Annotated in this window: 21 protein-coding genes; 13 read left to right on the forward strand and 8 right to left on the reverse strand. The window is 65.6% G+C overall.

Annotation, left to right across the window (positions count from 1 at the left end):
- Positions 1–57: 57 nt before the first annotated feature.
- Together glgP and DAAJ005_RS10210 are read left to right on the forward strand one after the other, a co-directional pair.
- On the forward strand, positions 58–2583 hold the full coding sequence (gene glgP, locus DAAJ005_RS10205) for an alpha-glucan family phosphorylase (RefSeq protein WP_151847024.1): 2526 nt from the start codon (positions 58–60) through the stop codon (positions 2581–2583).
- Positions 2584–2925: 342 nt separating this feature from the next.
- Positions 2926–3804: a DMT family transporter gene (locus tag DAAJ005_RS10210; protein ID WP_192930727.1), complete on the forward strand. Its 879-nt coding sequence runs from the start codon at positions 2926–2928 to the stop codon at positions 3802–3804.
- A 1-nt stretch (position 3805) separates the two neighbouring features.
- On the opposite strand, the gene DAAJ005_RS10215 is transcribed toward DAAJ005_RS10210, so the two are convergent.
- Positions 3806–4579: a methyltransferase domain-containing protein gene (locus tag DAAJ005_RS10215; RefSeq protein WP_151847025.1), complete on the reverse strand. Its 774-nt coding sequence runs from the start codon at positions 4577–4579 to the stop codon at positions 3806–3808.
- 158 nt (positions 4580–4737) lie between these two features.
- On the opposite strand from DAAJ005_RS10215, the gene DAAJ005_RS10220 reads away from it, so the two are divergent.
- Genes DAAJ005_RS10220 through DAAJ005_RS10230 form a run of 3 tightly spaced genes read left to right on the forward strand, consistent with a single transcriptional unit; the run spans position 4738 to position 6503 of the window.
- Positions 4738–5445 (forward strand): 5'-methylthioadenosine/adenosylhomocysteine nucleosidase, encoded by a 708-nt coding sequence (locus DAAJ005_RS10220; RefSeq protein WP_151847026.1) that lies wholly within the window; start codon positions 4738–4740, stop codon positions 5443–5445.
- On the forward strand, positions 5432–5839 hold the full coding sequence (locus DAAJ005_RS10225; protein WP_151847027.1) for a CidA/LrgA family protein: 408 nt from the start codon (positions 5432–5434) through the stop codon (positions 5837–5839). The genes DAAJ005_RS10220 and DAAJ005_RS10225 overlap by 14 nt, the downstream gene beginning before the upstream one ends.
- A gap of 1 nt (position 5840) precedes the next feature.
- Positions 5841–6503, forward strand: a complete 663-nt coding sequence (locus DAAJ005_RS10230) for an LrgB family protein (protein ID WP_151847028.1) — start codon at positions 5841–5843, stop codon at positions 6501–6503.
- Here the strand turns inward: DAAJ005_RS10230 and DAAJ005_RS10235 are convergent.
- Together DAAJ005_RS10235 and DAAJ005_RS10240 are read right to left on the reverse strand one after the other, a co-directional pair.
- On the reverse strand, positions 6500–7057 hold the full coding sequence (locus tag DAAJ005_RS10235) for an MOSC domain-containing protein (RefSeq protein WP_151847029.1): 558 nt from the start codon (positions 7055–7057) through the stop codon (positions 6500–6502). The two genes, DAAJ005_RS10230 and DAAJ005_RS10235, sit on opposite strands and share 4 nt — an antisense overlap.
- A gap of 59 nt (positions 7058–7116) precedes the next feature.
- Complete coding sequence (locus DAAJ005_RS10240) at positions 7117–7725, reverse strand: DoxX family protein (protein ID WP_151847030.1); 609 nt, start codon at positions 7723–7725, stop codon at positions 7117–7119.
- Between DAAJ005_RS10240 and DAAJ005_RS19300 the strand changes: the two genes are divergently transcribed.
- Genes DAAJ005_RS19300 through DAAJ005_RS10250 form a run of 3 tightly spaced genes read left to right on the forward strand, consistent with a single transcriptional unit; the run spans position 7724 to position 9008 of the window.
- Positions 7724–7849 (forward strand): hypothetical protein, encoded by a 126-nt coding sequence (locus tag DAAJ005_RS19300; RefSeq protein WP_255447961.1) that lies wholly within the window; start codon positions 7724–7726, stop codon positions 7847–7849. The two genes, DAAJ005_RS10240 and DAAJ005_RS19300, sit on opposite strands and share 2 nt — an antisense overlap.
- A 35-nt stretch (positions 7850–7884) precedes the next feature.
- On the forward strand, positions 7885–8469 hold the full coding sequence (locus DAAJ005_RS10245) for a TetR/AcrR family transcriptional regulator (RefSeq protein ID WP_151847031.1): 585 nt from the start codon (positions 7885–7887) through the stop codon (positions 8467–8469).
- Between the two features lie 47 nt (positions 8470–8516).
- Positions 8517–9008 carry a hypothetical protein gene (locus DAAJ005_RS10250; protein ID WP_151847032.1) on the forward strand — a complete coding sequence of 164 codons (492 nt, stop codon included), beginning with the start codon at positions 8517–8519 and terminating at the stop codon, positions 9006–9008.
- On the opposite strand, the gene DAAJ005_RS10255 is transcribed toward DAAJ005_RS10250, so the two are convergent.
- Positions 8994–9761, reverse strand: a complete 768-nt coding sequence (locus DAAJ005_RS10255; RefSeq protein WP_151847033.1) for a helical backbone metal receptor — start codon at positions 9759–9761, stop codon at positions 8994–8996. The two genes, DAAJ005_RS10250 and DAAJ005_RS10255, sit on opposite strands and share 15 nt — an antisense overlap.
- A 128-nt stretch (positions 9762–9889) precedes the next feature.
- On the opposite strand from DAAJ005_RS10255, the gene DAAJ005_RS10260 reads away from it, so the two are divergent.
- Together DAAJ005_RS10260 and DAAJ005_RS10265 are read left to right on the forward strand one after the other, a co-directional pair.
- Positions 9890–10552, forward strand: a complete 663-nt coding sequence (locus DAAJ005_RS10260; protein ID WP_151847034.1) for a c-type cytochrome — start codon at positions 9890–9892, stop codon at positions 10550–10552.
- A gap of 135 nt (positions 10553–10687) precedes the next feature.
- Positions 10688–12298 (forward strand): S49 family peptidase, encoded by a 1611-nt coding sequence (locus tag DAAJ005_RS10265; protein ID WP_151847035.1) that lies wholly within the window; start codon positions 10688–10690, stop codon positions 12296–12298.
- A 79-nt stretch (positions 12299–12377) separates the two neighbouring features.
- Here the strand turns inward: DAAJ005_RS10265 and DAAJ005_RS10270 are convergent, their stop codons facing one another.
- From DAAJ005_RS10270 to DAAJ005_RS10285, 4 genes are all read right to left on the reverse strand, one after another.
- On the reverse strand, positions 12378–12977 hold the full coding sequence (locus tag DAAJ005_RS10270) for a single-stranded DNA-binding protein (RefSeq protein WP_151847036.1): 600 nt from the start codon (positions 12975–12977) through the stop codon (positions 12378–12380).
- A gap of 62 nt (positions 12978–13039) precedes the next feature.
- Positions 13040–15418 carry a penicillin acylase family protein gene (locus tag DAAJ005_RS10275; protein WP_151847037.1) on the reverse strand — a complete coding sequence of 793 codons (2379 nt, stop codon included), beginning with the start codon at positions 15416–15418 and terminating at the stop codon, positions 13040–13042.
- 285 nt (positions 15419–15703) lie between these two features.
- Positions 15704–16402 carry a response regulator gene (locus tag DAAJ005_RS10280; RefSeq protein WP_151847038.1) on the reverse strand — a complete coding sequence of 233 codons (699 nt, stop codon included), beginning with the start codon at positions 16400–16402 and terminating at the stop codon, positions 15704–15706.
- The gene (locus DAAJ005_RS10285) at positions 16399–18012 is read right to left on the reverse strand and encodes a sensor histidine kinase (RefSeq protein ID WP_151847039.1); all 1614 of its coding nucleotides are present in this window, start codon (positions 18010–18012) and stop codon (positions 16399–16401) included. Before DAAJ005_RS10285 ends, DAAJ005_RS10280 begins: the two co-directional genes overlap by 4 nt.
- A gap of 261 nt (positions 18013–18273) precedes the next feature.
- On the opposite strand from DAAJ005_RS10285, the gene DAAJ005_RS10290 reads away from it, so the two are divergent.
- From DAAJ005_RS10290 to DAAJ005_RS10300, 3 genes are all read left to right on the forward strand, one after another.
- Positions 18274–19230, forward strand: coding sequence for a tripartite tricarboxylate transporter substrate binding protein (locus DAAJ005_RS10290; protein WP_151847040.1), 957 nt, complete (start codon positions 18274–18276; stop codon positions 19228–19230).
- A 203-nt stretch (positions 19231–19433) separates the two neighbouring features.
- On the forward strand, positions 19434–19946 hold the full coding sequence (locus DAAJ005_RS10295; RefSeq protein WP_151847041.1) for a tripartite tricarboxylate transporter TctB family protein: 513 nt from the start codon (positions 19434–19436) through the stop codon (positions 19944–19946).
- Positions 19946–21436 carry a tripartite tricarboxylate transporter permease gene (locus DAAJ005_RS10300; RefSeq protein ID WP_151847042.1) on the forward strand — a complete coding sequence of 497 codons (1491 nt, stop codon included), beginning with the start codon at positions 19946–19948 and terminating at the stop codon, positions 21434–21436. The genes DAAJ005_RS10295 and DAAJ005_RS10300 overlap by 1 nt, the downstream gene beginning before the upstream one ends.
- The last annotated feature ends 19 nt before the right edge of the window (positions 21437–21455 follow it).

A 21455-nucleotide genomic window follows, 5' to 3' on the forward strand; every position in this document is an offset into this window, starting at 1 on the left:
TTTTCAGCGTCCACAGCGCGGTCTCCAGATGGGTCTGTGGGGTAAGCTCTGAGCCATATGAACGTCATTGGCAAAGTCACGGTGCTGCCCCAGTTGCCGCCCTCCATCGCGCGGCTCTCGGAGCTGGCCTACAACCTGTACTGGTCCTGGACCCCGCACGCGCAGGCGCTGTACAGCGAACTTGATCCGCAGGTGTGGGAAAACTTCGGGCAGAACCCGGTGCGGACGCTGCTGGAAGTGCCACAAGCACGGCTGGACGAGGTGGCTACCGACAAGGGTTATCAGACCCGTTACAAGGCTGTGATGGCCGATTTCGACGCCTACATGAACCTGAAGAAGACCTGGGCCAGCAAAAACGCCCCGGAGATGAAGCCGGTGGCCTATTTCAGCATGGAGTACGGCTTCCACGAGTCGCTGCCGATCTACAGCGGCGGCCTGGGGGTGCTGGCCGGGGACCACTGCAAAAGTGCCTCGGATCTGGGGCTGCCATTTACCGCTGTGGGCATGCTATTTCACCAGGGTTACTTCCGGCAATTGTTCGACAAGGACGGCTGGCAGAACGAGGCCTACGACGAGATGGACCTGACCACCTTGCCCATCACCCCAGCTCGCACGCCGGACGGTCAGGAGGCGCGGGTCTCAGTCCGCATCGGCAACCGCGAGATTCAGGTGCGCGTGTGGAACCTGATCATCGGGCGCATCCGGGTGCTGCTGCTGGACACCAACGTGCCGGAAAACTCCGAGGAAGACCGCAAGCTCACGGCCCGTCTGTACGGCGGCAACCAGGAACTGCGCGTGCAGCAGTACGTGTTGCTGGGCGTGGCGGGCATCCGTGCGCTGCGTGCATTGGAAGTCCCCGCCGCCGTCTACCACATGAACGAGGGCCACGCCGCCCTGCTGGGCCTAGAGCGCATCCGCGAGGACGTGGAAAAGGGCTTGGACTTCCGCACTGCGCTGGAAACGGTTGCCAGTTCTACCCTTTTCACCACGCATACCCCGGTGGCCGCCGGGAACGACGCCTTCGCCTATGACCTGATGGACCGCTATCTGGCCGACTGGCCCGCGCTGCTGTCTACCACGCGCGAGGAACTGTACGAGCTGGCCCGCCACGATCAGAACTGGGACGGTCAGACGGTGCCAGCCTTCTCCATGACGGTGTTTGCCCTGCGGATGAGCCGCGCGGCCAACGGCGTCTCGGAGCTGCACGGCGAGGTCAGCCGCGACATGTGGAAGTTCCTGTACCCCGGCGCGGAAGCGGAGGAAGTGCCGATTGGACACGTCACCAACGGCGCACACAACCTGACCTTTACCTCTCAGGCCATGCGGGATCTGCTGTCCACGGTGCTGCCGAAAGACTGGACCGAGCGGCTGGAAGACGAGCAGATGTGGAAAGCGGTAGACCAACTCAGCGACGCGCAACTGAGCAACGTGCAACTGGAAACCAAGCGCGAGATGATCGCGTTTATCCGCGTCCGCATGCGTGAGCAGATGCTCCGCAACGGGGCCGGGGCCGCCGACGTGGCCGCCACCGATTCGCTGATGGATGAGAACGCCCTGACCATCGGCTTTGCGCGACGCTTTGCCACCTACAAGCGCGCCACGTTGCTGTTCCGAGACCGCGAACGGCTGGCCCGCATCGTCAACAACCCGGAGCGCCCGGTGCAGTTCGTCTTCGCGGGCAAGGCGCACCCCGCCGACAACCCAGGCAAGGCGTTTATTCAGGAAATCTACAAGATGTCGCAGGAGCCAGAGTTCCGGGGCAAGATCGTCATTCTGGAAAACTACGATATGAACGTGGCCCGCCATCTGGTGCAGGGTGTGGACATCTGGCTCAACAACCCGCGCCGCCCGCTGGAGGCTTCGGGGACCAGCGGCATGAAGGCCAGCTTCAACGGCAGCCCCAATTTCAGCGTGCTGGACGGCTGGTGGCGCGAGGGCTACGATGGCACCAACGGCTGGCCGATTGGCGAGGAACGCGAATACGCGGACCTGAACGTTCAGGATGACGCCGACGCCTACAGCCTGTACCAGACCCTCGAAGACGACATCGTGCCGCGCTACTACGGCGAGGCCAAGGGTGAGGACTCGTGGGCCTACTCGGTGCGCCGCTCCATCGAAACCGTCAGCCCGCGCTTTTCCATGCAGCGTCAGGTCATTGATTACGTGCAGAAGTTCTACCTGCCGCTGGGCACGCGTGGGCAGGAAGTGGCGGCCAACGGCAGCGCGCAGGCCCACGCGATTGCCGGGTGGAAAACCTGGGTGCGCCAGCAGTGGCCGTACACCAGTCTGTCCGCCCACGCCGAGTTGCCCGCCACCTGTCACCCCGGCCAGACCGCGCCAATCAGCGCCAGCGTCAACCCGGCAGGCATCTCGCTGGATGAACTGCGCGTGGAAGCCGTCCTGAGCCGCGCCGGACACCTGACGCGCTTCGAGCTGGAAAACCGGGGCGACGGCACCTTTAGCGCCGACGTGCCGCTGGCAGAAAGCGGGCTGTATTCGGTGGGCGTGCGAATGATTCCCGAAATGGATGGCCTGAGCAACGAGCTGGAAGCCGGACTGATCAAGTGGGCCACGGCACGCTGAGGCTGACCTCTTGAAGATAAAAGACATGGCCCGCAATCTGCACGGCCCATGTCTTTTGCCCATCGGGAGGCCGCTCCACAGACATCTGCTCCCGCTTCGGCGGGCTTTTTTTACCCTGTTCATACAGACTTCGATTGAATCGTTTGCAAAAACGATGAAATCCGAGCGGGAGGAATAGCGTCCTCCTGGGCGTCTGTTCATGATGAAAGCGAGAAGGAGAATGACGGGTTCCGGGCGTGGAGTGAACGAACCAGAGCTTTCCCAGTTTGTTCACGAAACAGACGGAACCCGTATCAGTCAGGTCAGATCGTTGCCGTTCATCCAGCCCAGTGCGGCCCCATAATGCCCCCGATGCGCTCGTTTCCCCTTCCGCCCATTCCGGCGCTGCTGCTGTCCATGCTGAGCATTCAGGCCGGGGCGGCCTACGCCAAGTCGCTGTTTCCGCTAATCGGCCCGCTGGGAACCACGGGCCTGCGCGTGGGGCTGGCCGCCGCGATCCTGATGCTGATCTTCCGGCCCAATCTGCGCCTGCTGACCCGTGACGACTGGCGGGCGGTGATTCCCTACGGCGCGGTGCTGGGCCTGATGAACCTAACGTATTACCTGTCGCTGGAGCGGCTGCCGCTGGCCATTGCCGTGACGCTGGAGTTCCTGGGGCCGCTGCTGCTGGCGGCGGCGCTGTCGCGGCGGGCACTAGATTTTCTGTGGGTGGCGCTAGCCGGGCTGGGCATCGCGCTGATCTCGCCCCACGGCACCGGGGCCGCGCTGGACCCCATTGGCGTGACGCTAGCGCTGGTGGCGGGGGCATTCTGGGCGGCTTATATCCTGCTGGGCGGGGCGGTGGGGAGGCGGCTGTCCGGGACCACTGGAGTGGCGGTGGGCATGCTGGTGGCCGCCGTCGTCTGCGTGCCGTTCGGGGTGGCTCAGGCAGGGACGGCGCTGCTGGCTCCGGGAGTCCTGCTGACCGGTCTGGGCGTGGCTGCGCTGTCCAGCGCCCTGCCCTACAGCCTGGAAATGCGTGCCCTGCGACTGGTGCCGCCGCGCATCTTTGGCGTGATGATGAGCATCGAACCCGCGATGGGTGCGGTGTGCGGTCTGCTGTTTCTGGGTGAGGCGCTGCTGGGCCTGCAATGGCTGGCGATTGCCTGCGTGATCCTGGCCAGCGCAGGCATCAACCTGACCACCCCACGCCCTCCGCCGATGGTAGAACCAGTGAGCTGAGTCAGGCAGGCTTCTGCGCCACGAACAAAATCCGTGTGAAGGCATAGAACACGCGCGCACCTGGAAAGGCCTCTGTCAATTTCTGGAGATACACCGTCTCGAAACGCTTTCCATCTTCCTCGCCCAGGCGCGAGAGATAAGGCACCAGCGCTGTGCCGCGCGTCCAGTCCAGCAGACCTGCCGCACCTTCCAGAACCACAGGATAGACCTTGCTGATGGCCGTGATTTCACTGGCTCCCAGCGCGTCCAGCGTTTCGGCGTATTCAGCGGGCGTCAGCACCGGGGAGGAGCCGTGGGCCGGGCCAAAGCGCGTATAGCCGCCCAGTTCAGCGCGGAATTCATCTGCCGTCTCGGACAGCAGGCGGTGGGAGACATGATCGTGATTGGCCGGAACCTGCACCGCCAGCACGCTGCCGGGCCGCAGATGGCTCCAGAGCTGGGCCAGCAGCGCCGGATGATCGGGCAGCCATTGCAGCGCCGCGTTGGAATAGATCAGATCAAAGTCGCCGCACAGATCCAGAATGCTGCCCTGTTCAAATCGGAGATTCTGGATGCTGTGTTCACCTGCCCGCGCCAGCATTTCCGGGCTGCTGTCCAGTCCCAGGACACATGCCGCCGGGAAACGTGCCGCCAGTTGCGCGGCCTGTTCGCCTGTGCCGCAGCCCAGATCAACAATATCGGCGTATTCCCGCTCTGGAATCATGGCCTGAAGATCACGGGCGGGGGCGCTGCGGGCGTCTTTGAAGCGGTGATACTGGTCAGGATTCCAGGTCATGCGCCGAGACTATTCCACGAGATTGCCCAAGTGTACGTACTCTGGTAGTGACATCAAACGAGAAGATTGTTCAGCCGCAGATACGATCCTGTGATCTGACGGGCGGTCCAGTCCTCCTTCTCAAACCAGCGCCCACCAATGCTTTACACTCCACAACAATGTTGGCAATTATCGGCGCGATGGACGAAGAAATCGAGTTGTTGCTGGGCGATCTCCAGGGGAGGCAGGACCTCCCGTATCCCGGCGCAACACTGTACCGGGGCCAGTTGGACGGCGTGACCGTGCTGCTTACGCGCGGCGGCATCGGCAAGGTGAACGCAGCGCTGACTACCGCGCACCTGCTGGCAGCGGGGGCCACGAGGATCATCTTTACAGGGGTGGCGGGTGGAGTTCACCCGGACCTGCGCGTGGGCGACATCGTGATCAGCACTGACTGCGTGCAGCACGATGTGGACGTGACCGCGCTGGGCTACGAATTGGGAACTGTGCCGGGAGAATCGCCCACCTGGGCCGCCGACAAGACGTTGCGCGCGGCGGCAGTGGCGGCGGCTGGCGAGGTCTCTGGCGTGCGCGTGATCGAGGGCCGCGTTGCCAGCGGTGATCAGTTCATCGCCTCCCCCGAAGGCGTGCAGCGGCTTCAAACCACATTTAATGCCGCCTGCGCCGAGATGGAGGGGGCGGCGGTGGCCCAGGTCTGCGCCAAGGCGGGGGTGCCGTTCGTGATTATTCGCAGCGTCAGCGACACGGCAGACGGCAGCGCCGGGGTGGATTACCGCGAGTTCATGCCGCAGGTGGCCCGCCATGCCAAGGCCGTGGTGCGCGGCATGCTGGCCCGGCTGACGGCCACCACAGATGACCGCATCTGAACCGTCCACCACGGCCCGCCTGAATGCCCCGGTGCGTTTCGTGCTGGGGCTGGGCATTCTGGTGGCATTCTCCGCCGCCGGACAGGCCCTGGTGACGGTCACGGGCCTGCCACTGCCGGGTTCGGTGGTGGGACTGGCGCTGCTGTGGGCGGCGCTGGGCCTGAAAATCGTTCGTCTGCACTGGATCGCGGACGCCGCCGACGGGCTGCTGGGCATCCTGGGCCTGCTATTCGTCCCGGCCACGGTGGGGTTTATCGGGTACCTGTCCGCCGGGGCCGACTGGGGGCTGTGGCTGCTGGTGATGACGGCGGGCCTGCTGCTGGGCGGCGGCGTGGCCGGGGTGCTGGCCTCGCGGCTGGCGCGCTCAGAAACCGGCACAGAGGCAGAGGTTTAGAGTGGCCTGGATCGCCCTGACCCTGATCGCCTTCGCGCTGGGCGTGGTCTTGCAGACGCGCGTACGCTCGCCGCTGGCCAACCCCACATTGATCGCCACGCTGATCGTCGCCGGAGTGTTGCTGGTGGGCGGCGTCTCACACGCCAGTTATCTGAAGGAAGTCCAGCCGCTGACCGCGCTGCTGGCCCCGGCCATCGTGGCGCTGGCGGTACCGATGTACCGTTTGCGGGCGCTGCTGGCGCGGCAATGGCGCTCGCTGATCATCGGCGGCCTGAGCGGCACGCTGGTGGGCGTGGGGGCCGACGTGCTGTTCTCGCGCCTGCTGGGGCTGAGCGGCGAGGCGCAGCGCTCGCTGCTGACCGCCCCCGCCACCAGCCCCGTGGCCCTGCAACTGGCGCAGTTCACGGGTGCGCCGCCCGCGCTGGCCGCCACGCTGGCGGTGCTCTCGGGACTGGTGGGGGCGCTGATCCTGCCCGGATTCCTGACCCTGATCGGCGTGAGGCATCCGCTGGCGCGTGGACTGGCAATTGGCGCAGTGTCGCACGGCGTCGGCACCGCCCGCGCCCGCGAGGAAGGCGAATTGACCGGGGCAGCTAGCTCGATTGGCATGGGACTGGCCGCGCTTCTGGTGACCGTGGTGGTGGCAGGGGTCAGCCGGGGCTAGAAGCCCGAAGACTGGCTGGCGAAGAAGACTTCAAAGTTGTCAAGAACCGTGGGGGCAGCGTTTGCAACAGCATTGGCGAAGGTCACCTTATCGCCTGCCCCCACCTCGCCTTGCTGAATGACGCGGGCGTACATGCCGGGTCTGCGCGCTTCGCGGAAACGCCGCACGAAGCCAGGATCGCCCATACGCTCGGCCAGGGTTACGCAGGGGATGCGGGCGAAAGTGATTTCCAGCAGCGCGCCGCCCACCGCAAACTGCTGCCCCAGCCGCACGGACGCCGATTCCAGGTCCGAAAACAGCAGATTTTCCCCAAACGTTCCCGGCTCCAGCTCCCTTCCCAGTTCCGCTGACCAGAATTCATAATCCGGTTGGGTGTAGATGTACACGGCCTGATCAGGTCCACCATGGTTTTCGGTGTCCAGGATGTGATCGCCGCTCAGGCCCAGTCGCCCGATCAACACGGCACCCTCCACGGGCTGCTTGTGGATGCCTGTCCAGCCGGATTTGCTGCGAATGGCACGCGGGATGCCGACGCAGACGCTCAGGAGTTGCATGAACAGAAGTATGGCAGCGCCCGAACGTCATCCGTCCGGGCGCTGCCTCAAATCAGGGTCTAGCGAACGGCATCACCGGGCCTTCGGTGGGACGCCAGTTCAGCAGGGGCGGCAGCAAGATGCTCGCTGACGCCGAAGCGGGCGAGGACCCAGCGGTCCAGGCCCCACCAGCCAGCCACGCGCCAGCCCAGCACCAGCCACGTCGCCAGGATGAACAACAATGGATTGGTGCTGACCGTGCCAGCCAGCAGGTAACTGGCATTCATCACCCCGCCAAAGAACGCCGCGATGCCCGTGAACAGCCCCACGATCAGGGCCACACCAACGAAAACCTCGCCGTAGGCCACCAGATAAGAGAAGGCGGCGGCATTGGGCAGCGCCACATGTTGCAGGAACCAGGCGTACCAGCCCTGCACATCCGGGTGGTCACCGCCCGTCTTGGCCAGCGCGCCAGTCAGAAAGCCGCTGACGGCAGCTCCGGCTTTCTCGCCCACCCAGACTCCAGCGGGGTTGGTGATCTTTTCCCAGCCTGCGCTGAGCCACTCGTAGCCCACGTAGACGCGCAGGATCAGCCACAGTGGGGCCAGACGCGGATCGCCGAACAGCAGGCGGGAGATGGCGGGTTCTCTGAGGGTGGCGGGCGTGGGTGAAGTGGGGAGGGTGGTCATGGGCAAGTCTCCTGGGCGCGGCGGCGGGAGAGGTTATCGGGCTGTGGCCTCCGCTGCACCCCTCAAGTTCTACCTGCCGTATTACGGCGGCATTACGGGAGCCGAAAACTTGCGTGCGCCTTGACTCCCCGCGCCCCAGCCCCGATGCTGAGAGGCCCTATGGCCCGCACCGTCAACCCCATTCAGGACCGCACCCGGCGCGCTGGTCTGGAAAAGGCGGCCTATCTGGCGCTGTACGAGCGCGGCTACGCAGGGGTCACGCTGGCCAACATCGCCGAACACGCCGGGGTCAGCCGGGGCACGCTGGTGTATCACTTCGGCAGCCGGGCGGGGCTGCTCTCGGCGGTGATGCGGCGATTTACCCGCACCATCACGGTGGCGACGCGCCGGGCGCTGAGGCAGGCCGAGACACCAGACGCCAAGCTGCAAGCCTTCGTCGAAAACCAGTTTTACGGGGTCCAGAACACCCGGCGCTTCTACACGGTTTCACTGGACTTTCTGGCAGCAGCAACGCGTGACCCGGAGTTGATGGCCGTACAGCGCGACTTCCTGGGTCAGACGCTGGAGCTGGACCTGGAACTGGCGCGGCTGGCCGGTGAGAACGGCGCGGGGGCACGGGCGCGGCAACTCCGCGCGCTGGTGGAGGGTCTGAGCGTGCGCTTCCTGGCCGATCCCGAACCGGATCTGGCGGCCTACCGCGCCGACTGTCTGGGCGGACTGCGGGCGATTCTGGGCTGGGATTAGGCGTTCTGGCCGATGCTTTGCGGGGTGTCAGGGCGCAGGATGACCACATGACCAAACCATTACCCAACTACCGTTCCCGTGCCGCGCGGGCACTGGTGCTGCTGCACGACGAGAAGATGCGCGAGTTTCTGGATATCTGGCAGCGGGCGAAGGCGGCACAGGTAAAGCTGCCCGCCACGCCAGACGCGCACTACCAATCGCTGGAGCATTTGCTGTGGCATGTGCTGAACTCGTCAGCTACCTACATGGTCCGCATGTGCGCGCATCTGAATGTGCCAGACCCGCAGCCACAACCCATGCCCGAGATCGAAAATGTGGAGGCGCAGGCTGGAGCCTATCTGGACCGTCTTCTGGGCTGGTGGCACGTACCGCTGGCCGGGATTTCAGATGCCGACATGGAACCCGAAACGTACACGCCGGGAATGCACTACTGGATCGACGCCATGCTGGAACATGCGGTGATGCATCCGGTACGCCACAGCTTTCAACTGCGGGAACTGCTGGAAGCCCAGAGCCAGACAGGCTCAGGCACGCGCTAAAGCCAGCCCCTCCAGCGCCGCGGCGATCTGCCGCGCCCCTTCCAGCAGGCGGGGTCCGGGGCGGCCCAGCCCACTTTCAGGCACGGCAATTACGGGAATCCCCAGACCACGCGCTTCGATGACCTCGGGCCGCAGTTTTTTAGCGCCACACCACGAACACACGATCAGGTCCGCCTGTGCGCCCCGCACCTCGGCCAGGGTGAGCGGCGTGCTGCGTCCGGGACGCGTCTCCAGGGCATTCACCGCGCCCATTCCAGCCAGCAGTTCCGTGACCCAGGATTCGCGCGTGGCGGCGATGATCGGGCGGGGCCACCATTCCACCAGCACGCGCGGCGGGCGCGCATACACGGCGCGCAGGCTGGACAGGTCCGCCTCTAGCTGGGCAGCCACCTCCCGCCCCTTTTGCTCCAGCCCAATGGCCTTGCCGATCAGGCGAATATCATCCAGCGTGTCGGCCACCGTCACCGGATCGAGGATCAGGGTGGGCAGACCGCGCTCGTGCAGACCGTCCACCACACGTTCCATGCCCGGCACGCTGAGGCTGGCGAGGACCAGATCAGGTTTTGCCCCGGCCACCGCGTCCAGATCGATGTTCAGATCGGGGCCGACACGGCAGGCAGCCTCCAGACCCGGCGCGTCGCTGTGCGAGTCGGCGGCCACCACCCACGACGCGGCCCCCAGTGCGGCAAGAATGTCCGAATTGCTGGATACCAGCGAGGCCAGCCGCAGTGGAGGAGAGGCAGGGAAATCCATGCTGGACAGTCTAGCGGCGCATGACCGCACCGGGAGACGATCATGCCCCATTCATATTGTGTGGTCAGCCCACTTTGCCCCGTCCAGCGCGGTCAAAAGCCCCCTGACCGTGTGGTAACCTCTGGGCCATGAAGAACACGTTCGCCGTCACCATGACGCTGCTGCTGGCCCTGACGCTGGCCGGAGGGGTTACCGGATACCGCATCGCCACCACTCCACACGAGGAAAAGAAGGCGGAATCTGCCATCGTACCGTCTGAAGCCGCTCCCAGCGCCAACGTGGCGGCCACGGGTGCAGCAGGCGCTCCCGAAGCACTGGGCAACGTGAAACAGGATCAGGCGGGCGGCACCGCCAGCGGCCCTAACGGCGCGGTGGCCCTGCCCGGCGGAGCCATGAGCGGCGAGGGTGCGCCCAGTGGTGACGGAACCACGGCAATGGCCGGAACACCTACCTCCCCCGACACGGCCAGCAACGAGCAGGCGGCCACGGGCGCGCCCCCTGCCGCAACGGCCACCGCCGCCGAGACCCAGGGCGACGCCTCTGCGGGCAAGGAACTGTACGCGGGCAACTGCGCAGGCTGCCACGGTGCGGACGGCGGCGGCGGCATCGGCGCGAACCTGAAACTGCCCAATGGTCCCAAGTCGTGGACCGAGACCCAGTTCCATACCGTACTGCGCGAGGGCAAACTGCCCGAGGGCCGTGAACTGAACGCCATCATGCCGCGCTTCGCCGAGACCCAGGTGACCGACTCGGATATCGCCAACATCTTCGCCTACGTCAAGACCTTCTGAGCCTTCAAGGCTGACGCTCTGGCCTGCCCACGTGGCAGGCTTTTTGATCTTGGTGGGCAACGAGATCAAAAGATCCTCAACACGTGAACGGCCTCACCGGGAACCAACTCACGCCGGGGAGCGTAGTTTACGGATATGGCTCCCCTCAACATCCCGTTTCTGAACAAGGATTCCAAGCTGCCCGGCGGCATGACCCACCCCACCTGGATCGTGCTGGACGTGACCGGCCCCTACCCGGAACTCAATCCCAGCAACCCGATTGCCGCGCTGCTCAGCCGCACCGAGACGCTGGAGGCGCTGGAAGCCCGGCTGCAAAAGCTGAGTGACGCCGAGTGGCTGCATGGCGTGCTGGTGCGGATCAGCGAATTCACGGCCTCTCCCGCTGCCGCACACGCCATCCGGGGCATGCTGGGACGACTGGCGCAGAACAAACGCGTGGTGGCTTTCCTGCCTCAACTGACCATGACAGCGCTGATCGCCGCCAGCGGAGCGAACGAAATCGCTGCCCCAGAATCGGCAGACGTGCTGCTAGGCGGTTTTGGCCTGGAGCAGACCTACCTGGGCGAATTCCTCAAGAAGCACGGCATCGAGTTCGAGAACCTGCGAATCCGCGAGTACAAGGCCGCCCTGACCCGCTTCTCGCAGGACCACATGGACGATGCCAACCGCGAGCAGCTCACGGCCTACATCAACGGGCTGGAAGCCGCCTGGGCCGATGATCTGGCGCAGGCGCGCGGTGTGGACCGTGAGGTGGCGCAGACGTGGCTGGCCGGGGACCTGACCAGCGCGCAGGGAGCGTTGGAAGCGGGCCTGATCACCAAAGTCGCCTACGAGGACGAACTCGTCGGCCCCGGCACCCGCCCACTGGCCGCCGTGATCGATCTGCTGATGCCGCGTAAATTCGGCAGCCCGAAAGCGGGCAAGGTGGCGATTGTGCCCGTCATCGGCACCATCGTCACCGGCAAGAGCCGCAACAATGCGCTGCCCCTGCCGCTGCTGGGCGGCCCGATGGCCGGGTCAGACACGGTGGTGGCGGCCCTCAAGCGCGCCAAGGAGGACAAGGACACCCGCGCCATCGTGCTGTACGTCAACAGCGGCGGCGGCAGCGCGCTGGCCTCGGACCTGATGTGGCGGGAGGTTTCCACCTCTAAAAAGCCCGTGGTGGTGGTCATGGGCGAATACGCGGCCAGCGGCGGGTATTACGTCGCCACGCACGCCAAGCACATTGTCGCCTCGCCCTACACCCTGACCGGCAGCATCGGTGTGGTCAGCGGCAAGCCAATCTTGCAGGAATTCAACAGCCGCCAGGGCCTGAATCCCGAACGGGTGGGCCGGGACCGCGCGCTGATGTATAGCTCCAGCCGTCCCTACAGCGACGACGAACGCCAGCACGTCGAGCGCGGCATTCTGGAAGTCTATGACCGCTTCACCTCGCGCGTGGCCGAGGGCCGCAAGCTGAGCAAGGAACAGGTCAACGAGATCGGGCGCGGGCGCATCTGGAGTGGCAGGGACGGTCTGGAACGCGGTCTGGTAGACGAGCTGGGCGACCTGCGAACCGGTATCGAGCGCGCCTGTGAGTTCGCCGGGCTGCCCTATGACGCCCCCGTCTACACCGCCACCCCCAAGAACGCTGGACCCCTCCCCGAATTCGTGCAGGAGGCGGGCCGTGCCGCCCAGGTCAACGTGTGGCCCTTTGGCCGTGAGCGCGTGCTGACGTGGTTTGATCAGGAAGTGAAGGTGCGCTGAGAAGAAGCACCTTGACCCAACGAAACGCCCCTCTTCCACAGTCGGAGAGGGGTGTTTCGTCGTCTCCAATTGAGGAGATTCAGCTTTTCAGTACCACCTGAATCTCCTTGTAGATGGCGCGGCTTTCTTCCACGTTCTCGCCGTAGCCGCGCATCATGAAGCGGGTGGCCTCCTTGCCCCGGCCCAGGGCGCGGAGTTGCTCCAGCAGATCGTTGATGTGATCGCGCGCCTTTTCCATCTGCGGATCGCGGGGCGGTTCGGGGGGCAACGCGGCGGCAGCGGGCGCGGTGGGCAGCGGCGTCACCTCGTCCAGATCACTGGTGTTGGGGCCGTCCTCGGCATCGTATTCCACCCAGGGGATTTCCCCGGCGGGGGCCACACCAAAGGTGCGGGCAGCGTCGGCCAGGGCGGCCCATTTGGCATCGTCGAGGGTGTGGCCTCCTGACAGGCCCTCGCGGGTTACGCCCAGCAGGGTCAGGCGGGCGCGGACCACCGGGGGCTGCACGCTGTCGCAGGCCCAGGTCAGGCTCCAGTGCGGATCGGCGGTTTCCAGGTGCAGGGCCATCTGGTCCAGGTCCGGGGCAGGAATCACGCGCGCCTGATCCCCCCGCACTTCCAGGGTGGCCCAGGCGCTCATGCTGGCGCGAAGGGCCTCGCGCACACGGTCAAATTCAGGCATGTCTGGAAGTCTAAGGGTCTGAGGGTCTGAAAGTCTAAGGGCGAGGTTTTGCTTTCGTTTCCCTAGTTTCCAGGCGTCAGCGTCAGCGTGCTGACCTTGCCCCAGTCCTTCGCGTCGGTACTCATGGGCAGGTATTCCCCGGCGATCCACATGGGCTGCTGATCGCTGACATGCGCGCCCAGCGGGTTGCCGCCCTGCCCCAGACTGCCGACGAAGACGCTCTTGTTGAGATCACTCAGATCGACGATCTGGCGGTAGCTGGGGCCGTGCGTCTGGTTAAAAGTGCCCTGTTCGGGGCGGGCGACGTTCACGGTATTGGTGCCGCCGTTGGTGGGGGCGCGGTGGTTGAACAGCCACGCCAGCGCCTTGACGTTGCCGAACGCGCGGTGGTTGCTGGCGACGTGGTGCAGCTTGCCATAGGTCCAGGCCGACGGATCGTTTCCCACACGCACGCTCAGGCCATTCACCGCCGTTTTGAGGCTGGCGCTCAACTCAGCGGCACAGTTCTGAACTTTCGCGGCCTCGTCGCGGCACAGCTCGCCGTCGCCCTGAAGCTGCTTCAGCACACTCAGGCTGTTGAGTGTGGTGGTATTGCCCAGCTCATCCTGGGCCATTTTCTGCAACTCCATCAGCCACGCCTCGAAGATACTGGGGGCCACCCCATCCATACGCTCGTTGCCGTCCCAGCCGCGCAGCAGCTCCAGCGCCTTTCGGCTGAGGTCCCCGTCGGGCTGGGTGGTGAGCAGGGCGTCCTTCATGTCCTGCCACACCAGACTGGTGGTATCGAGCTGCACGGCTTTCACGTCCTGCACGGTCAGACCCTCGGGTTTGGCGGTCAACAGTTCGGTGATGCGGGCGGCGCGGTACGGCTCGGCCCAGTTGCGGATATTGCCCAGGTTGTAGGCGTAGCTGTCCGGCACGACTTTGTTGTTGGCCGTGACCACCAGACCATCGGCGGGATTGTAGGTATGGGGCAGGCCCTCGAAGGGGATGTACCCCGTCCATTCGCGGCTGCCGTCGCCACTGACAGGGAGACTGCCGTCCCAGCCGTCGCGAATCGGCACCCTGCCCGGCGCGTAATAGCCCGTGTTGCCGTCCACGTCGGCGTAGACAAAATTCTGGCTGGGGGCCACATAGGTGGTCAGGGCCGCCTTGAAATCGTCCCAGTTCTTCGCGTAGTTCAGGCCCATGAAGGCGTCCATCGTGGTGTCGCCGGGTTGCAACGCGGTCCACTTGAGCGCCACGCGCGGCCCCACGTCCGCCGCGCCCGCGTCGCTGACCACAGGGCCGTGCTTACTGGTGCGGACGGTCAGGGTCACGTCGTCGCCGCCCTTGACCTTGATGACTTCCTGGCGCTGGGTGAACGAGGCGTCGGCGGGTTCGATGTACAGGTCCTGCACATCGGGGTTGGTGTTCGTCACGCCCCAGGCCACCCGCTCGTTGCGCCCGATCACGATGGCGGGCAGGCCAGGGATACTGGCCCCGATGGCCTTCAGAGTCGGCCCCTGGATGTCGGCCAGATACCACAGCATCGGACTGGTCAGGGCCAGGTGCGGATCGTCAGCCAGGATCGGCTTGCCGCTGGCGGTGCGGCTGCCGCCGATCACCCAGTCGTTGCTGCCCTTTCCGGGAACGGCTTGCAGGCCAAGCTCGCGGGCGGCGTTCAGGTGGGCTTGCAGGGCGTTCAGAGCCGATCTGGAAAGGGTGGCCGTGTCCAGTGCAGCCCCCGGCTTGACGCCCGTTTTCGCCAGCTCATCGCCGCTGAGGATGGTGGGGCCGTCCGCCGGATACGGGGCCGTGACCTCGTCCAGACCCTGCTGGCCCAGGCGCTGCATGACGCGGGTGTTCAGTACCTCGTCGTCCATGTTCCCGCCCAGATCGTAGGCCATCAGCTTGCTCCAGGACACGCTGTCCACCTCTTTCCACGGTTCAGGCGTGTAGCCCAGGATGCGGAATTCGGGGGCCATCTTGCCCTGCTGCATGGCCGCGTTCACGCCTGCCGTGTAGGCCTTCACCAGACTGCGCGAGCGCTCGGAGAGGGCGGGCAAGATCGACTCGGCAGCCCCCTGAAAGCCCCAGGTCCGCAGGAATTTATCTTGGGCCAGCGCGGGTTCGCCCAGCACTTCAGACAGTCGGCCCGCCACCACACGGCGCTGGAAGTCCATCTGCCACGCACGGTCCTGCCAGTGGACATAGCCCAGCGCGTACACGGCATCCTCGTCGGACTGTGCGCGGATGTGCGGCACGCCCCACTGGTCACGGCTCACCGTGGCAGGACCACTCAGACCGCTCAACGTCACTTCCCCACTCGTCTGAGGCGTGGATGTCGCCTTGACCCACACCACCACGCCCAGCACCACCGCCAGCACGATCAGCACCAGCCACAGCACCCCCCGTCCTATTCCCGCCACCGCATGTCCAACCGATCCACGTCGCGCCATTGGTCCTCCCTTCTAGATTGAATGTTTGGATTGAGTGCAATTTGATGACGTGCAGCATAACGGCTGGCGGGACAGGAGGGGTGAATCGGTGTCCTGAGCAGGTTCTGGCCGCCCATCTGATACGGACTCCGATTGAATCGTTTGCAAAACGATGAAGAGCCGAGCGGCTGCGAAAAGGAGAAGAACGGGTTCCGGGCGTGGAGTTGGCCAACTGGCGCTTTCCCAGTTTGTTGACGAAACAGACGGAATCCGTATGAAGCCAGCAGCCAGGAGAGTTTTCGCTCCCTAGCCCAGCTCGCCCGCCATCGCAGCACGGTACAGCTTGGCGGGCCGCCCGGACTGGCCGTAGACGTGGTCCAAACTGGCCTCCCCCACCCGCACCAGATGTTCCAGATAGCGCCACGCAGTCACGCGGCTCAGGCCGACGCGCTCGCCCAGATCCTCGGCACTGACGCTGGCCCCAGCCTCCCGCAGCGCGGCAGACACCCGTTCCAGCGTATGTGGATCGATGCCGCGCGGCAGGCTCTCGCTGGCGCTAGGTGTCACGCCCAGTAGGCGGTCCAATTCTGTCTGATCCAGACGCGGACCGCCTTCGGCTGCTGGGCGGCGAGAACGGTGACGGGCCACCAGTTCGGCCAGCCGCGCCCCGGTGAACGGCTTGATCAGGTAATCGAAAGCCCCATGCGCCAGCGCCAGCCGCACGCTGGATTCGTCGTCGGCGGCGGTGATCAGGGCCACATCGGTCAGGATGCCCGCCGCACGCCAGTGGTACAGCAGGCCCAGACCGCTGCCATCGGGCAGATGCACATCCAGCAGGATCAGGTCCGGCGCGAGGGCGCGGGCCAGCGCGTCGCCCTGGGTGCAACTGGCGGCGCTGCCCACCACATGCACGCCAGGATCACGCTCCAGTAGATCGCGGTTGACGCGGGCCACGCGTTGATCGTCCTCGACGAGCAGCACGCGTACGGGCAGTGCAGGACTCATCCGCCCACCTGTTCAACCTGCGCGGGAGGGGTGGACAGCGCGGGCAACGGTGAGGGCAGACTGACCTCGAAAACGGTCATGGAACCGCGCCGACGGTGGCGAATCTGCCCGCCCAGCGCACCCACGCGGGCCAGCACCCCGGCCAGTCCATACCCCCGGCCCTCGCCCTTGCTGCTCACGCCACGCACGAAGACCTGCCCACCCAGACTGTCGGGCACGCCGGGGCCAGAGTCCTCCACCTCGATCTGCACGCCCTCGGGGTCTTCACCGATGGAGACGGTCACGCAGCCCGGCTGCCCCGCCAGCGCCTCGAAGGCGTTCTCGGTCAGGTTGCCCACCGCCGTGACCAGGGTATCGGCGTGCCGCTCCCAGACGGGCGAGAGACTGCTGCCCCCGGCCACCGCGAAGTCGATGCCCAGCTCCTGCGCCCGCTCGCGCTTGCCCGCCAGCAGGGCCACCAGACGCGGCACCTGCACGTCACGCAACAACTGCCGGAACTGGGCGTCCGCCTGAATCTCGGCGTTCAGCACGCGCAGGGCTTCTTCCGGGCGCTCCAGTTGCAGCAGGCCGGAAATGACGTGCAGGCGGTTCTGGTACTCGTGGGTCTGGGCGCGCAGCACGTCCACGAAACCGCGCGCGTGCGTGAGTTCCTCGGCCAGGGCCAAGGCCTGTGCTCGATCCCGGAAGCCGCAGACGAAGCCTCCACCCTCTAACGGCTCGATGTTCGCCAGCAGCGGGTCGCCGTTCAGGGTCAGTTCCAGATTCTGCTGCCGGGCCGCCACGCCGCCGCGCGTGAGCTGGGCCAGTTCGGGCCAGACTTCCGACAATAGATACGGCGTGGCCTGTTCGCCCAGCAGTTCGGCGGCCCGGTCACTGACTAGCGTGACCTTCCCGGACGCGTCCACTGCGATCACCCCTTCACGCAGGGCGGCCAGCACCGCGCGTTGCTGGCGGGCCAGGGTGGCGATTTCCTCGGGCTCCAGATTCAGAATTTCGGCGCGCAGGCGGCGGGCGGCCCACACTGCGCCCAGTGTGCCCAGCCCCAGCGCCAGCACGAACCACGGCAACAATCCAGTCAACGCCTCGCCCACCAGGGACCACACCTGCGGCATCAGGTAGCCGGTACTGACCACGCCCACCACCTCACCGTCCTCCCAGATCGGCACCTTGCCGCGCACGCTGACCCCCAGACTGCCGCGCGCCACGCTCACGATCTCGCGGCCCGCAAAGGGTTCAATGTTGTCGCCGCCCTCCATCGGCTGACCCAGCCGTTCGGGCACCGGGTGCGCCAGCCGGATGCCCATGCGGTCCCCCACCACGATGAAATCGGCCTCTGCCGCGCCACGCAGCGAATTGACCCGCGCATTGAGTGCCGGATTGGGCTGGCCCGACGCCGCGCCGCCCACCACTTCCGGCAGACGGGCCACCAGACGGCTGGTGGTCAGCGCCCGCTCGCCCAGGCGTTCGCGGGCCTCGCCGTACAGTTGCCAGCTCTGCACACCCACCAACAGCGCGGTCATCGCGCACAGCACCGCCAGATGCCACCGCACCAGACGGCCTTGCAGCCCTCCTCTGGGAAAGTTGGGACGGGAATGAAGGATGACAGTCATCAGGATAAAACCATCTTAGAACTTCCGCCTCTCGCCTACCGTGCCGAGCGGCGTGGTGACCCCGGCTGCGAGAGTCCCGTCCCGTGTTCGGCAGACCGCGCCGACTTGCGTGCATTGTGTTCACGGCTGTGCATTGCGCTCATCAAAAACTGCGTGCCAGACGGCCCTTCCCCCTTGCTAAGTTTTCGGTGAGAGGCTAGGCTTCATGTTACGCACAATCTATATCCGCGCCTCACCGCGCCTTTCCACGGAGGTTCCACCATGAAGAACAAGAAGATTGTCCTGACCCTTGCCGCGCTGCTGCTGGCCGCGCCCGCCACCCTGGCCCAGAACATCAACAACCTGCGGATCATGGCCCCGGCCAGCCCCGGCGGCGGCTGGGACCAGACCAGCCGCGCCATCCAGACCGTGTTGCAGGAGCAGAGCATCGCCAAGCCCGTACAGGTCTTCAACGTACCCGGCGCGGGCGGCACCATCGGTCTGGCGCAGCTTTCCAACGCCAAGGGTGACGGCAGCCTGATGATGACCATGGGCCTGGTGATGGTGGGCGCGATCCAGACCAACGGTTCCAAGGTGGACCTGAGCCGCGTGACCCCGCTGGCCCGCCTGACCGGCGAGTACGAGGTCATCGTGGTCCCCGCCGCCAGCCCCTACAAGAATATGGCCGATCTGGTGGCCGCCTGGAAAGCCGATCCCGGCAAGACGGCGTTTGCGGGCGGCAGTGCGGGCGGCACCGACCACATGCTGGTGGGGCTGGTGGCCAAGGCCGCCGGCATCGATCCCAGGAAGATCAACTACGTGCCCTTCAGCGGCGGCGGCGAAACGCTGGCGGCCCTGCTGGGCAACCAGGTGGCGGCGGGCGTGGCTGGCTACGGCGAGTTCGAGGCCCAGATCAAGGCGGGCAAACTGCGTGCCATCGGCATCAGCTCGGCCAAGCCGCAGCCCGGAATCGACGTCCCCACCATCAAGTCGCAGGGCCTGAACGTGGAACTCGCCAACTGGCGCGGCATCGTGGCCGCCCCCGGCATCAGCGCCAGCGACAAGGCCGCGCTGGTGTCTGCTCTGGACAAGATGCACGCCAGCAAACAGTGGAAGGACACCCTGAAGACCCGCAACTGGACTGACCTGTACCTGAGCGGCAGCAAGTTCGACGTGTATCTGAAGCTCGAAGCCGCCCGCACCAAGGAAGTGCTGCAAAGCATCGGCCTGGTCAAGTAAACAGGGCAAGTAAACCGCTGAACAAGGGTGAGGCTGAGGGGAGATCGAACGCCCTCTGCCTCACCCCTTTTGGGGCCGGGACACGACTTATTTTTGCTCTCAGCCTGCCCGGTGGCCCCCTCACTCCTTACTTCGCAAGGCCCTCTCCCACGGGGGGAGAGGAAAAAGCCCTCAAACCCTTAGACCGCTCCACAGGAGACCCCATGACCCAACCCCCGCCCACCTCCCCCGCACGGCCCAGCATCAGCATTCCCGATTTGCTGGTGGCGCTGGCGATCACCGCGCTGGGCATCGCGCTGTTTATCGGCAGCAACGAGATTCCCTACGGCATCAATGCGGTGGTGGGGCCGCGCGTGTTTCCCCTGATCGTCAGCGTGGGTCTGACGGCGCTGGGGGCGTTCATGATCGTCAGCGTGCTGCGGGGTGACCGCGCCGAACCCGCCGCCGAGGAAGACACCGATATGGAAGCCCCGGTCAATCTGGCGGCCCCCGGCATCATTCTGGGCGGCTTTCTGCTGGGCGCGGCGGTGCTGACCTCGGCGGGCTTCGTCATCGGCACGGCCATCATGTATTTCAGCGTGGCCTGGGCCTTCGGTGAGCGCCGAATCGGGCTGATGGCCTTCGTGGCGCTGGCGGTGGCCCTGGTCACGTATCTGGCCTTCACGCGCGGCCTGGACCTGAGCCTGCCCGCTGGCGTGCTGAAGGGGATTCTGTAATGGACTCCCTGACTTCCCTGCTGGCGGGCTTTGAAACCGCCCTAACCCCGCTGAACCTGCTGTGGGCGCTGGTGGGCGTCACGCTGGGCACGCTGGTGGGCGTGCTGCCCGGTATTGGCCCAGCGCTGACGGTGGCGCTGCTCCTGCCAGTGACGGCCAAGCTGCCGCCCGTCAGCGCCTTCATCATGTTTGCAGGCATCTACTACGGCGGGATGTTCGGGGGGTCCACGACTTCGATTCTGCTCAATACGCCCGGCGAATCGGCCAGCATCATCACCGCGCTGGAGGGCAACAAGATGGCGAAGAAGGGCCGGGCCGCCGCCGCCCTGGCCACCGCCGCCATCGGCTCGTTTATCGCGGGCACGATTGGCACGCTGCTGCTGACCTTCGCCGCGCCTGCCATTGCCGACATCGCCGTGCAGATCACGCCCAGCGCCAAGTTTGCGCTGATCATGGTGGCGTTCGTGACCATCAGCGCCACCTTTGGCGGCAGCCCCTTGCGCGGCCTGCTGAGTCTGGCGCTGGGGCTGGCTGTCGGACTGGTAGGCACCGATTTGCAGAGCGGACAGGCGCGCTTCACGCTGGGCCGCCCGGAACTGCTGGACGGCATCGACTTCATTACGGTGGTGATCGGGCTGTTCGCCATCGGGGAAACGCTGTACGTTGCCAGCCGCTTACGCAAGGGCAAATCCAACGTGATCAAGCTGGAGGGCGGCGCAACCATGAGCAAGGAGGACTGGCGCAGAAGCTGGGGGCCGTGGCTGCGTGGCACGGCGCTGGGCTTTCCCTTCGGCGCGATTCCGGCGGGGGGCGCGGAGATTCCCACCTTCCTGAGCTACACGCTGGAAAAACGCCTGTCCAAGCACCCGGAGGAATTCGGCAATGGCGCTATCGAGGGTGTGGCCGGGCCGGAAGCTGCCAACAATGCCAGCGCGGCGGGCGTGCTGGTGCCGCTGCTGACGCTGGGGCTGCCCACCAGCGCTACCGCCGCCATCTTGCTGGCCGCCTTCCAGCAGTACGGCCTCCAGCCGGGGCCGCTGCTGTTTCTGACCAACGGCGATCTGGTCTGGGGACTCATCGCCAGCCTGTACATCGGCAACGTGATGCTGCTGGCACTGAACCTGCCGCTGGCCCCAGTCTGGGCCAAGCTGCTGCTGATTCCGCGCCCGTTCCTGTACGCCGGGATTCTGGTCTTCAGCACCGTGGGCGTGTATTCCCTGAACAACAGCGTCTTTGACCTGGGGCTGCTGGCGTTGTTCGGCGTTATTGGCTACGGCATGCGCCGCTTCGATTTCCCAGTCACACCCGCGATCATCGGCGTGGTGCTGGGGCCAACCGCCGAGGCGCAGTTCCGCACCGCTTTGCAGCAGAGCAACGGCGACTTCTCCATTTTCGTGACCCAGCCCTTCACCGCCTTCCTGATGCTGTGCGCGCTGGCCGCGCTGGTGGTGCCGCAGATTCTGAAGTTCCGGGCACGCCGGGCCTCCTGAGCCACACCTCCCCCTTCAC

Origin of the sequence: Deinococcus sp. AJ005 (assembly GCF_009017495.1) — a bacterium.
GTDB lineage: Bacteria > Deinococcota > Deinococci > Deinococcales > Deinococcaceae > Deinococcus.